Origin of the sequence: Saccharopolyspora sp. 7B (genome assembly GCF_020177435.1) — a bacterium.
Taxonomy (GTDB): Bacteria; Actinomycetota; Actinomycetes; order Mycobacteriales; family Pseudonocardiaceae; genus Saccharopolyspora_C; species Saccharopolyspora_C gregorii.
In genome coordinates this window covers 1-12095 of record NZ_JAIUKC010000137.1, presented here as the reverse complement: position 1 = coordinate 12095, position 12095 = coordinate 1, and the positions used below count along the sequence as shown (strand labels likewise).

The window sequence follows — 12095 nt, the reverse complement described above, 5'->3', positions numbered from 1 at the left end:
GGCCGCCGGCGTGCGCGCGGCGCCTAAGGTGGTCGGCACGGATTCCCGCCCGACACCGAGGAGACGCCGTGGAGTTCACCGGCCCGCGAGCCACCACCAGGGCACCCGCCGAGTGGTTCACCGGCGACGTGTGGTTCGACGTGATCCACGTCGGGACCGAGCCCTCGCGGCTGCGCGCGAACCTGACCCGCTTCGCGCCCGGCGCCCGCACCCGCTGGCACCACCACGCGGTGGGGCAGACGCTGCACGTGGTCTCCGGGGTCGCGCTGGTCGGCACCCGCGATGGCGCGATCTTCGAGGCGCAGCCCGGGGAAACGGTGCACTGCCCGCCCGGCGAGGAGCACTGGCACGGCGCCGCCCCGGACCGCTTCATGGAGCACCTCGCGCTGTGGGAGGCGCCGGCGGACGACCGGCCCGAGACCAGCTGGCTGGAACCGGTCACCGAGCAGCAGTACGACGGCCCCCGCACCCGCCGCGGCTGATCGCTGCGCCACGTCCGCCGCGGGCGATCGTGGCCCTGCGCCCGTTGCGGTCGGTCGCGGCCCTGAGACCGCTGCGGCTGAGCTCCGCCCCGCGCCTGCTGCGGTCGAGCGCTGTCCTGCGCCTGCCGCGGTCGGTCGCGGACCCGCGCCCGCCGCTCACCCGGCGCCCGGTTCGGCGAGCATCGGCACCAGGAAGCGGCGGGCCACCTCGCGGACCTGCTCGTCGTCGTCGAGGTCGACCAGCTCGCTGGGGGTGACCAGGAACGAGGCCGAGACGCGGACCATCAGCTCCGCGACGACCTCCACGTCCACCCGCTCCGGCACGTGTCCGTCGCGCTGCTCGCGGCGCAGCTGCTCGGCGAGGAAGCGCCGCACGGTGGCCATGGTCCGCCCGCCGTCGGTGAGCATGGACGGCACCATCACTTCCGGTTCGACCTCCATCAGCCCGCCGATGAGCGGGTTGCCGCGGATGGCGCGCAGTGCGCTCGCGAACCCCAGCACCACCCGGTCGGCGGCGGTGCGGGCGTGGCGGATGTCGGCGAGGAACCGGTCGAAGTACCGGCGGAACTCGCGGCGCACCACGTGTTCGACCAGGGCGTCCTTGGTGGCGAACCGGCGGTAGACGGTGATCCGGGAGACCCCGGCCCGGCGCGCCACGTCCTCCATGGTGGACCGCCGCAGGCCCAGGCGGCAGAACTGCTCGTAGGCGGCGTCGAGGACGCGCGCGGTGGTCTCGTCGGTGTCCTCGACGCGGTCGACGGCCTCGGTGAACGCGCGCTCCAGCAGCGATTCGGGGTCGTGCGGCGTCATGATCTCGGACAGTACAGGTTCCGCGGCGCCGGATCCCCGGTTCGCGCCACCGGGGTCCGCCCGCCGCGGTCGTGCCATCGGAGCAACGGTGCTCCTCCTCCCACCCGAGCGGGATTGCGGTGAACGACGGGAATGCGGGCCGCACGCCGGTCCGGGGCTGGTGCCCGGGCGCGTCCTGTGCTTCGCTTCCTGATACGCAGTAGCGGATCTTGTTTCACCGTACCAGCGATCTCCGGTGCGACGGCCCGAACCGGCTCCACCGCGCACGCCGCTGCTGCACGTGATCACCCCGCACCTCGCGATCCAAGGACTCGAGGAGGAGTTCAGGACATGAGCGAACAGGGCACACCCGAACCGGGCGGACGCGGACTCGTGGGCAGGCGCGGACTGCTCGCGGCAGGCGGCGCACTGGGAGCGCTCGGCGCGCTGAGCACCGCCGCCCCCGCCATGGCGTGGACCTGGCAACCCAGCGGTTCCGTCGTCGGCACCGGCGAAGGCGCCGACCCGCGCTGGGTCTGGGACGAGGTCGCCGACCCCCTCGTCGGATCGCTGCTCGACAGCGGCGCGGTACCCCGCGTCAACGAACTGCTGCGCGAGTGGACGACCAACGGGCAGGACCTGCCGAAGGGCCTGCCCACCGAACTGCGGGACTTCATCGAAGAAGCCCGCCGGAAGCCGGACTGGGCGGACCCGCGCAAGCTCGACCTCGCCTACCGGTTCAACGAGAAGCGCGGCCTCTACCTCGGCGTCCTCTACGGCATGGCCAGCGGCATGATGAGCACCGTCATCCCCAAGGAGGCCCGCGCCGTCTACCACTCCTACGGCGGCGCGAACATGAAGGACCGCATCACCAAGACCGCCAAGCTCGGTTACGACATCGGCACCCCGAACGCCTACGCCGACGACGGCTCGATGATCGTCACCTGCGTCAAGACCCGCCTCACCCACGCCGGCGTGCGCAACCTGCTGCCGAAGTCGGCGCAATGGAGCGACGTCGCGCCCGAGGACATCCCGATCAGCCAGGCCGACATGATGGTCACCTGGCACAGCCTCGCCACCACCGTGAACCGCAAGATGGTCGAGTGGAACGTGCCGATCCCGCCGGAGGAATCCGAGGCGTACCTGCACTCCTGGCAGCTGTGCGCGCACATGCTCGGCATCGCCGACGAGTACATCCCCGCGTCCTGGGAGCAGGCGAACCTGCAGGCCGATCAGGTGCTCACCCCGATCCTCGCGCCCACCGCCGAAGGTGTGAACCTGGCCGACATCCTGATGGACTTCGGCAAGGAGATCGACGGCTCCATCCTGAGCAGGCCCGTGATCGGCGCGCTCACCCGGTTCATGCTCGGCGACCAGGTCGCGCGGTGGCTGATGATCCCGGACGAGCCGATCTGGGACCCGCTGCTGAACACGCTGTGGGGCCCGTTCATCGCGGTCCGCGAAGGGCTGCTGCAGCACTTCCCCGGTTCGCAGCAGGCCTACTGGATGTTCGACGAGGTGCTGCGGCAGGCGGTGCTGCTGTTCCTGTCCCGCGGCGACTACCCGATCAGCATCTCCATCCCCACCGGCAACCGGCCGGGGTGATCCGGCGGCGCCGCGCCGAACGCGCGCCCGGCGCGGCGCCCACCCGCCGCGGGTTCAGTCCGATGTGGACGTTCTGCGCAGTGCGATGTCGAGTGTCGCCACGCGTTCCGCGACCCGGTTCCGCGCGGTCGGCGAACTCCTGCGCCGCCCCGATCGCCGCTCGCGGCAGGGGATCGCCCGGGCGGGACTTCTCGAAAGCCGGCAGCATCTCCTTCGCGGCGCGCCACCGCCCGCAAGTCGCGAAGTCGCCCAGGGTCGCCTCATCCACCGGTGGCCACCAGCTCGGTGAGTTCCGCGGCGACGTCGTCGAGCGGACGGGTGCTGCGCCGGGCGCGACTCATCGCGACCGCCCCTTCGGCGGCCGCGACGACCAGTGCGGCTCGGCGAGCGGCTCGGTCTTCCGGGGTGCCGTGCGCGCGGAGGGATGCCGCGAGCCGGTGCTCCCACCCCTCGAAGGCGTCGGCCGCGGCTCGTAGCGCTGCGGTCGGTTCGTCGCCCGACTGCGGTTCTTCCACCGACACCGCCAGCACGGGGCATCCCGCGTGGAAGTCGGTGCGCACCAGGATGTCCCGCCACAGCGCGAAGAACGAGCGCAGTCCGTCCACCGGGCCGGTCTCCAGGGCCGCGTCGAGCGCGCGTGCCGTCGTCGTGGCGGCGTGCCGGACGGCTTCGGCGGCCAGTTCGTCCTTCCCGCCGGGGAAGTGGTGGTAGGTGGAGCCCAGCGGGGCGCCCGAGTGCTTGGCCACCTCGCGAATGCTCGTCGCGTTCAGCCCGCGCCGCCGGATCATGTCCGCGGCTCCGGCGACCAGCTGCTGTCGCGACGACGTGTCGCTCATCGAAACCCCCTCGCTATAACGGCCGTCATAGTATAGCGTTCGCTCTCGTTATGACAGTCGTTATAGATGGAGCGTGGACATGCCGTTGATCGAGCTGACCACCCCTGCGGGGGTCCTGCCGCCGGAAACGGGGAACCAGGTGCAGCGGGACCTCGCCGCCGCCCTGCTGAAGTGGGAAGGTGCGCCGGACACCGAGTTCTTCCGCTCGCTGGCCTGGAGCCACCTGCGCGAAGTGCCCGCGGGAGCGCTCATCACCGCCGCCGACGCCGAGCCCCGCTTCCGCGCCGACGTCACGGTGCCGCAGGGGGCGCTGTCGGAACGTCGCAAGGCCGGGCTGGTCGCCGAGGTCACCGAGATCGTGCTCCGGGCCGCGGGCCTGGACCGGGCGGCCGCGCTTCGGGTGTGGGTGCTGGTGCACGAGCAGCCCGACGGGAGCTGGGGCGCCGGTGGCGAGATCATCCGGCACGCGGACCTGGTCGCCCTCGCCGGTGGGGAACGAGGCTCCGATGCGTGAGCTCACCTACGTCGGACGCTGGACCGCCGAGTGGCGAGAGGTCCCGGACCCCCGGCCGCGGTCCGACGAGGACGCGATCGTCGCACCGATCGCCGCCACCTCGTGCGACGTCGATTCGGCCATCCTGGCCGGGCACGGGCCGATCGAGCCACCCTTCGCCCTCGGTCACGAGTGCGTCGCCGAGGTCGTGGAGGTCGGTGACGCGGTGACGAGCGCAGTCCCGGGGGATCGGGTCGTGGTGCCGTGGGCGATCGCCTGCGGCGCCTGCGAGCGCTGCCGCGCCGGGCTGTCGGCGCACTGCACCTCCGTTCCGCACATGGCGATGTTCGGCGCTCCGCTGGGCGGCTCCTGGGGCGGACTGTTCTCCGACCTGGTCCGCGTGCCGTGGGCGGACGCGATGTTGGTGCCGTTGCCCGCCGGGCTCGACCCGGTGGCGATGGCCTCCGCCAGCGACAACTGGCCGCTGGCATGGCGGCTCGTCGCTCCGCACTTGCAGGCTCGGCCCGGTGCCCGGGTGCTGGTGGTGACGCGGGGCAGCATCGGCCTGTACGCCTGCGACATCGCCCGAGCCCTCGGTGCGTCCGACATCCTCTACGTGGATCCGGAACCGCGGCACCGCGAGATCGCCAGCGGCTTCGGCGCCCGGACCGCGGCGGAGATCGAACCGATCCCGCACGGCTTCGAGCTCGCCATCGAATCGACCGGGCGGGTCGAGCAGCTCGCCACCGCGCTGCGCTCCTTGGTCCCGGAGGGGATCTGCGAAAGCGCGGGCAACCACTTCCGCCCGGGCGAGCTGCCGCTGCTGGAGATGTACCTGACCGGGGTGACCCTGCGGATCGCGCGGGACAACGTCCGCGGGCACCTTCCCGAGGCGCTGGCACTGGCCGGGTCCGGGTTGGTCGAACCGCGGCGAGTGGTCTCGGAGGTGATCGACTGGGAGAACCTGCCCGCGGCCCTGCCGGAGCGGCACCTCAAGCCGGTCTTCGTCCGCGGTGCCGGGTCGGAGGTGTGACGGCGGTGCGAGAGCTCCAGTTCCGCCGCAGCGGGCGGCTCGTGTGGCACGAGCGCGCGGAACCCGTGATCGAAGATCCGGGCGACGCCCTCGTCCGTCCGTTCCTCGCCGGGCGCTGCGACGGCGACACGCTGCCGATCCACCGGCCGGTGTCCCGGGCGCTGCAAGCGGGGATGGCGCTCGGGCTGGTCGATCCCGTCATCGGGAGCATCTGCGGTTCGGTGCCGTTCCAGGGCCCGTTCGCCATCGGTCACGAGTGCGTCGCCGAGATCGTCGAGGTCGGGCCGGGAGTCGCGCGGCTGCGGGCCGGGCAGCGCGTCGTCGTGCCGTGGGCGATCTCGTGCGGCGCGTGCCCGGCCTGCCTGCGCGGGCTGACCTCGAAGTGCGGGACGACCGTCGGTGCCGGAACCCTCGCGGCCTACGGCTTCGGGCCCGCCAGCGGGGAGTGGGGCGGGATGGTCGCCGACCGGATCCGCGTCCCGTTCGCCGAGCACATGCTGGTGCCGGTGCCCGACGGGGTTCCTTCGACGCGGGTCGCCGCCGCGAGTGACAACCTCGCCGACGCCTGGCGCGCCGTAGTCCCCGGCCTCACCGCTCGCGAAGGGGGTTCGGTGCTGGTCCTCGGCGGCGGTGCGAAGAGCATCGGCCTGTACGCGGCCGGTCTCGCCGCCGCGCACGGTGCCACCGCCGTCGACTACCTCGACGACGACCCGGAGCGGCGGGCGATCGCCGAATCCCTCGGTGCGCGTGCGCACCCGGCGAGGCGTGGCGGGACGGGCTACGACGTGGTCGTCGAAGCCACCTCCCGCCCAGCCGGGCTCCGCCGCGCGCTGCGCGCGCTCGCGCCCGGGGGAATCTGCACCGCGGTCGGGTACTACGTGGGATCCGGGACACGGGTGCCGTTGATGCGCATGTACGCCACGGACGGCACCCTCCGCGTCGGGGTGTCGCACGCCCGCGCGACTCTGCCCGAGCTGCTGGGTTTCCTGGAGCGCACCGGGTTCCCCGCCGAACGCGTCACCACCCGCACCGCCGAATGGGACGCGGCTCCCGCCGCGTACGCGACGCGCACCACCAAACTCGTCCTCGCTCGAACGCCGCTCGATCCGGAGAACGGGAGGTGATCGAGCGGGCTCACGCGAGGTGGTCGCGTTGGAAGACGCCCATGCGCAGCGCGTTGTGGTAGTGGCCGCCGGCGAAGAACTCCTCGCGGAGCTCGCCCTCGGTGCGGAAGCCGAGCTTCTCGTAGACGTGGATCGCCTTGGTGTTCTCGGTGCTCACCAGCAGGTAGATCTTGTGCATGTTGAGCACCGCGAACGCGTAGTCCAACGCCTGCCGGGTCGCCTCCGCGGCCAGCCCGCGGCCCTGGTGGTCGGGGGCGACGATGATCTGGAACTCGGCGTTGCGGTGGATGTAGTCGATCTCCACGAGCTCCACCAGGCCGCCGCGCTCGCCGTCCGCCTCGATCACGAAGCGGCGCTCCCGGGTGTCGTGGATGTGCCGGTCGTAGATGTCCTGCAGCTCGACGAGCGCCTCGTAGGGCTCCTCGAACCAGTAGGTCATGATCCGCGAGTTGTTCGTCAACCCGTGCACGAACGGCAGGTCGTCGCGTTCCAGGGCACGCAGGCGGAGGCTCATACCAGCCATCCTGGACGCGGCGACCGGGCCGTTCAACCGAACCGCCGGCGCCGCGCGGTGGGGCCGGATCGCCGACGCGGCGCGGCGGTGCCGGAAACGTCGACACTGCGCGGCTGGGCCCGAATCGCCGACGCGGCGCGACCGGAAGCCCCGGCGCCGCCCGGCGGTGTACGAGCCCCGGCGCCGCCCGGCGGTGTACGCGACCCCGGCGGTGCCGCCCCACGCCGCCGGGCGCCAGCCCAGCGCGGGTGCCAGCTTCGTGGCCATGTCGGTCAGGATCTGCACGTAGTCGTCGTGGTCGAAGGTGAACGGCAGCGCGAACGACACCTCGTCGACCGCCCGGAACGCGGCGTGCGCGGCGAGCCGCTCGGCCAGCTCCGCCGAGTCGCCCACCAGGTCCGGCGCGTACATCATCCGGGCCGGGCCGTGCGTGGTGGTGGTGCGCGGCAGCCGCTGGGCGGCGTAGCGCGCGTACTTGTCGCGCTGCGCGGGCGTGGCGCTGTCGGTGGGGATGACCACCAGGCCCTGCGAGACGCGGGCCCGATCGCCGTCGGGGTGGTGGGCGCGGAACCGTTCGACCAGCGACAGCTGGACCTGCTCGAAGTCCGCGGAGCGCTCCGCCTTGACCACGTTGCTGACCAGCAGGTTCAGCCCGTTCCGCCCGGCCCACTCGGCGGAGCGCAGGCTGCCGCCGCCGTACCAGACGCGCCCGGCCAGCCCCGGCGAGTGCGGCTGCACCCGGTCGGAGAACACCTCGATGCCCTCGGTGCCGCTGAAGCCGGTGACGGGTGCGCCGCCGAGGAAGTCCAGCAGCCGCTCCGCCCGGCCGTAGCCGAGGTCCTCCGCTTCGGCGGTGTCGGGGTACAGCGCCCCGCGGACCCGGTCGAAGTGCATCGGCGGCCCCGCGCTCACCCCCGGGTTCAGCCGCCCGCCGGAGAGCACGTCCACGGTCGCCAGGTCCTCCGCCAGCCGCAGCGGGTTCTCCCAGCCCAGCGGGATCACCGCGGTGCCCAGGTCGATCCGGCTGGTGCGCTGGGTCAGCGCCGCGAGCACCGCGGTGGGGGAGGAGATGCCGTACTGCAGGTGGCGGTGGCGTACCCACGCGATGTCGAAGCCGAGCCGCTCGCCGAGTTCGACGATCTCCAGCGTCGACTCGTGGCCGGGGCGCGGATCGTCCCCGTCGAACAGCCCGATGGTCAGGAAACCCAGTCTGCGCAGGGGTCTTTCCAGTTCAGGCACGGCGCCCTCCGTCCGCTCGCTCCGGTCACCGCGATCAACGCGACCGCGCCGCCGGCTAGTCCCGGGCGCGGTCGCGTCCCACCTGCCGGGATCGTGCCGCGCTGAGCTGCGGTTTCCCCGCCGGGTGCGGCCGGAGCAGGTTCCGGCCGGACTCCGGGGCGGAGCGCGTGACCGGGCGCACCGGTCGCCGCCGGAGGGCTCGCCGCGGGGACCCGGTGGTAATGTCCCGGACCTGTGTTGGATCCCGTCTGGCTGCGGACGTTCCTGGAAGTGGCCGATTCAGGTGGCTTCAGCCGCGCCGCGCGCGCCCTCGGGCTCGGGCAGCCCGCGGTGAGCCAGCACGTGCGCAAGCTGGAGGCGGCGGTGGGCCGTTCGCTGCTGGTCCGCGACAGCCACACCGTGGAGCTGACCGGTGACGGCGAGGCCATGGTCGGCTTCGCCCGCGGCATCCTCGGCAGGCAGCAGCAGGCCCTGGACTACTTCGCCGGACCGGAACCCAGCGGGCGGGTCCGGCTGGGAGTGTCCGAAGACCTCGTCTCCGATTGGTTCTCGCAGATCGCCCAGCGGTTCCAGCGGATGCACCCGCGGGTCGACCTGGACCTCACCGCCGGGCTCAGCACCCCGCTGCACGACCGGCTCGAACGCGGCGAGCTCGACATGGCGCTGATCAAGCAGCCGGGCAGCGAACCGTCCGGGCGCTTGCTGTGGCGGGACGAGCTCGTCTGGGTCGGCACCCCGGACACCCGGATCGTGCCGGGAGATCCGGTCCCGCTGGTGGTGTACCCGGAACCGAGCATCACCCGCGCCCGCGCGCTGTCCGCGCTGGAACGCGCGCAGCGGTCCTGGCGGGTCAGCTGCACCGCGGACCGGCTCAACGGGCTGAGCATGGCGGTGCGGGCCGGGCTCGGCGTCGCGGTGTTCGCGCGCAGCGTCGTCCCGGACGGGCTGGTGCCGGTCCGAGGCGGACTGCCGGCGCTGGACCAGATCGAATTCGTCCTCAGCGGACGCATCCCGGTGCGCGGCACGCCGATGAGCGCGCTCGTGGACATGATCGCCGCGGCCGGTCGCCCGGAGATCGCGGACGAGCGCCCGGAGATCGCGGACGCGCGCCCGGAGGTCGCGGACGCGCACTGAGCGCCGCCGCGATCGCGCCGCGCGATCGCAACCATCACGGCGCGCGCGTTGCCGCGCCCTCCCGCGCGGGCGAACACTGGGATCGGCCGTGCGGGTGACGGAGGCCCCGGCTCGCGCCGGAGCGGTGCCCACCTGCCGTGGACCGTCCGCAGTGGACCGAGCCGCATCCCGCACGCCTTCCGACTAGTGGAGGAGCGGGAATCGTGAGTTTGCCGGGTGGGTGGGAGCTGGTGCTCCTCGTCGGCGTCGTGGTGCTGCTGTTCGGCGCGGGCAAGCTGCCGGACCTCGCGCGGTCCGTCGGGCAGTCCGCGCGCGTGTTCAAGGCGGAAGCACGCGGCATGAAGGAGGACGAGGCCGCGGCGCGCGCCGCGCAGGGCCGGCTGAACCCCGGCGAGCAGGCCCCGGGCACGAGCGGCACCGAGGCGCGGGGGGGACGCCGCGAAGAGGCCGGGAGCTGACGGGAACCGGGAGAGCAGCGCAGTGGCCAGGACGCCGCGCCACCCGAACCACGGCCGCGGCCCGCGCCGCCGGTGGGGCAGGAGGCACAACCCCGACGGGACCATGACCCTCGTCGACCACCTCCGCGAACTGCGGTACCGGCTGGGCGTGGCGATGATCGCCGTCGTCTTCGGCGGGACCTTCGGGTTCTGGTGGTTCTCGCACCCGCTGTTCGGGGCGCCGTCGCTGGGCGACCTGCTGCTCGCGCCGTACTGCTCCCTGCCGCCGGAGATGCGGTTCAGCCCGGAACCAGGCCGGTGCCGCCTGCTGCAGACGAAACCGTTCGAGGTCTTCGTGCTGCAGCTGAAAGTCGGGATCGCCGTCGGCACCGTGCTGCTCAGCCCGGTGTGGCTGTACCAGCTGTGGGCGTTCATCACACCGGGGTTGAAGGAGGGCGAGCGCAAGTTCGCCGCCCAGTTCGTCGGCTTCGCCACGGTGCTGTTCGCCGCCGGCGGGCTGCTCGCGTACTTCGTGGTCCCGGAGGGGCTGCTGTTCATGGTCGGGTTCGGCGGGGACGCGTTCTTCACCGCCCTGACCGGGGACGAGTACGTCGGGTTCGTGCTGCTGATGCTGTTCATGTTCGGGTTGAGCTTCGAGCTGCCGCTGGTGCTGGTGATGCTCAACCGGGCGGGGATCCTGTCGTACGCGAAGCTGCGGAGCTGGTGGCGCGGCATCGTGTTCGGGCTGTTCGTCGTCGCCGCCGTCGCCACGCCCGGGCAGGACCCGATCTCGATGCTGGCCCTCGCCGCCGCGCTGTGCGCGCTGTTCGCCGTCGCGCTGGTGCTGTGCCGCCACCACGACCGGTCCCGGGCGCGTCGGCCGGGCGCCGCGCCGTCCCCGGACGAACCGTCCGCGATCGACCACCGGCCCACCGAACCGGACCGGCTCGCCCGTTTCGCCGAGGAGGGTTCGTGGCGCGGTTAGACCAGGAGCGGACCGCCCCGCTGCGTCCCGTTCGCGGACGGCCGCGGACGACCGCCTCGCCCCACCCCGCCCGCCGACGACCGCGGGTGGCCGCGCGCACGGCGACCGCGCTGGCCTCGGCGCTGGTGCTGCTGGTGACCGGGTACGGCTGGAACGCGCTGGGGCGGCTGCCGGGCGCGGTCTCCGGCGGTTCGGGTTCCAGCGGCCCGGTGGACGTGCTGCTGGTCGGGCTGGACGGCCGGACCGACGCGCAGGGGAACCCGCTGCCGCCCGAGGTGCTGGAAGAGCTGCGCACCGGGGACAGCGGATCGAGCCTCACCGACACGGTGATGCTGCTGCACGTGCCCGCCGACCGGAGCCGTGCGGTCGCGTACTCGCTGCCCCGGGACTCGTTCGTCGCCGTCCCGGGCCAGGGCGAGCACAAGATCAATGCGGCGTACGGGATGGGGAAGGCGCAGGAGCGGCGGCGGCTGGTGGCGGACGGCGTGGCCGATCAGGCGGAGCTGGAGCGCCGCTCCTCGGCCGCCGGGCGCGATCTGCTCGTGCGGACCGTGCAGCAGCTGACCGGTGTCGACGTGGACCACGTCGCCGAGGTGAACCTGCTGGGCTTCTACGAGCTCACCAGCGCGATCGGCGGCGTCGAGGTGTGCCTGAACGAGGCCGTGGACGACCCGTACTCCGGTGCCGTCTTCGCGGCCGGGCGCCAGGAGGTCGAAGGCGGCGATGCGCTGGCGTTCGTGCGGCAGCGCCACGGCCTGCTGCGCGGCGACCTCGACCGGGTGCAACGGCAGCAGGCGTTCCTCGCCGGGTTCGCCCGGCGCGTGCTCTCCGCCGGGACCATGGCGAACCCGGTGAAGCTGCAGCGGCTGCTCGACGCCGTCGAACGGTCGGTGGTGCTCGACGAGGACTGGAACCTGCTGGCCTTCGCCGCCGAGATGAGCGGCCTCGCCGGCGGCGACATCGAGTTCGGCACCATCCCGATCGTCGACCCCGAGTACGACACTCCCGACGGGCAGGCCGTGCAGGTCGACCCGCACCAGGTCCGGATGACCATCGCCCGGGTCAACGACGGACTGCCTCCCACCCCGCCGGTCCCGGCCGCGCTCGCCGCGACCACCGTCGACGTGCTCAACGGCACGGACGTCGGCGGCCTGGCCGCCCGGACCCGCGACGCGCTGCTCGCCGCGGACGTCCCCGTCGGCGAGGTCGGCAACGGACCGGAGACCGGCCGCTCCCGCGTGCTGCACCACCCGGACGACGCCGAGGTCGCCCGCTTCATCGCCGAGCACCTCGGCGGCATCTCCACCACCGCGGACCCGTCGCAACCTGCTGGCGAGGTGCGCGTGGTCCTCGGCGAGGACTTCGACGACGCCGCCGAGGAGTTCGCCCCACCCGCACCCCTGCGCCTCGACGGCCTCCAGGCC

At 73.1% G+C, this 12095-nt stretch carries 12 protein-coding genes and 1 pseudogene; 9 read left to right on the top strand and 4 right to left on the bottom strand.

All coding sequences use genetic code 11. From position 1 onward, the window contains the following. Positions 1–68 precede the first annotated feature (68 nt). Positions 69–482 (top strand): cupin domain-containing protein, encoded by a 414-nt coding sequence (locus tag LCD33_RS21040; RefSeq protein WP_224978186.1) that lies wholly within the window; start codon positions 69–71, stop codon positions 480–482. A gap of 156 nt (positions 483–638) precedes the next feature. Here the strand turns inward: LCD33_RS21040 and LCD33_RS21035 are convergent, their stop codons facing one another. Further along, complete coding sequence (locus LCD33_RS21035) at positions 639–1292, bottom strand: TetR/AcrR family transcriptional regulator (protein WP_224959920.1); 654 nt, start codon at positions 1290–1292, stop codon at positions 639–641. Positions 1293–1622: 330 nt separating this feature from the next. Here LCD33_RS21035 and LCD33_RS21030 point away from each other — a divergent pair, with 330 nt between their 5' ends. Further along, entirely contained in the window at positions 1623–2876 is a 1254-nt protein-coding gene (locus tag LCD33_RS21030) for an oxygenase MpaB family protein (protein WP_224959922.1), read from the top strand. A gap of 260 nt (positions 2877–3136) precedes the next feature. Here LCD33_RS21030 and LCD33_RS21025 read toward each other — a convergent pair whose 3' ends face one another. Continuing rightward, positions 3137–3712, bottom strand: coding sequence for a TetR/AcrR family transcriptional regulator (locus LCD33_RS21025; RefSeq protein WP_224967762.1), 576 nt, complete (start codon positions 3710–3712; stop codon positions 3137–3139). A gap of 79 nt (positions 3713–3791) precedes the next feature. Between LCD33_RS21025 and LCD33_RS21020 the strand changes: the two genes are divergently transcribed. Genes LCD33_RS21020 through LCD33_RS21010 form a run of 3 tightly spaced genes read left to right on the top strand, consistent with a single transcriptional unit; the run spans position 3792 to position 6362 of the window. Beyond that, positions 3792–4226, top strand: a complete 435-nt coding sequence (locus LCD33_RS21020) for a tautomerase family protein (RefSeq protein WP_224959924.1) — start codon at positions 3792–3794, stop codon at positions 4224–4226. Further along, on the top strand, positions 4219–5238 hold the full coding sequence (locus tag LCD33_RS21015) for a zinc-binding dehydrogenase (protein WP_224959925.1): 1020 nt from the start codon (positions 4219–4221) through the stop codon (positions 5236–5238). Before LCD33_RS21020 ends, LCD33_RS21015 begins: the two co-directional genes overlap by 8 nt. A 5-nt stretch (positions 5239–5243) precedes the next feature. Beyond that, a complete protein-coding gene (locus LCD33_RS21010) occupies positions 5244–6362 on the top strand; it encodes a zinc-binding dehydrogenase (protein ID WP_224978185.1) in 1119 nt (372 codons plus the stop codon). A gap of 10 nt (positions 6363–6372) precedes the next feature. Here the strand turns inward: LCD33_RS21010 and speG are convergent, their stop codons facing one another. Together speG and LCD33_RS21000 are read right to left on the bottom strand one after the other, a co-directional pair. Further along, the gene (gene speG, locus LCD33_RS21005; RefSeq protein WP_224959930.1) at positions 6373–6876 is read right to left on the bottom strand and encodes a spermidine N1-acetyltransferase; all 504 of its coding nucleotides are present in this window, start codon (positions 6874–6876) and stop codon (positions 6373–6375) included. Between the two features lie 234 nt (positions 6877–7110). Further along, a pseudogene (locus tag LCD33_RS21000) lies at positions 7111–8106 on the bottom strand (LLM class flavin-dependent oxidoreductase); the annotation flags it as partial. A 243-nt stretch (positions 8107–8349) separates the two neighbouring features. Between LCD33_RS21000 and LCD33_RS20995 the strand changes: the two are divergent. The 4 genes from LCD33_RS20995 to LCD33_RS20980 all read left to right on the top strand — a co-directional run. Further along, positions 8350–9249, top strand: coding sequence for a LysR family transcriptional regulator (locus LCD33_RS20995; protein WP_224978184.1), 900 nt, complete (start codon positions 8350–8352; stop codon positions 9247–9249). A gap of 203 nt (positions 9250–9452) precedes the next feature. Continuing rightward, positions 9453–9707, top strand: coding sequence for a Sec-independent protein translocase subunit TatA (gene tatA, locus LCD33_RS29465; protein WP_308011311.1), 255 nt, complete (start codon positions 9453–9455; stop codon positions 9705–9707). A 22-nt stretch (positions 9708–9729) separates the two neighbouring features. Continuing rightward, a complete protein-coding gene (gene tatC / locus LCD33_RS20985; RefSeq protein WP_374108125.1) occupies positions 9730–10671 on the top strand; it encodes a twin-arginine translocase subunit TatC in 942 nt (313 codons plus the stop codon). 86 nt (positions 10672–10757) lie between these two features. After that, positions 10758–12095, top strand: a 1338-nt coding sequence (locus LCD33_RS20980) for an LCP family protein (RefSeq protein ID WP_224978183.1), incomplete at its 3' end; no start/stop codon positions are given.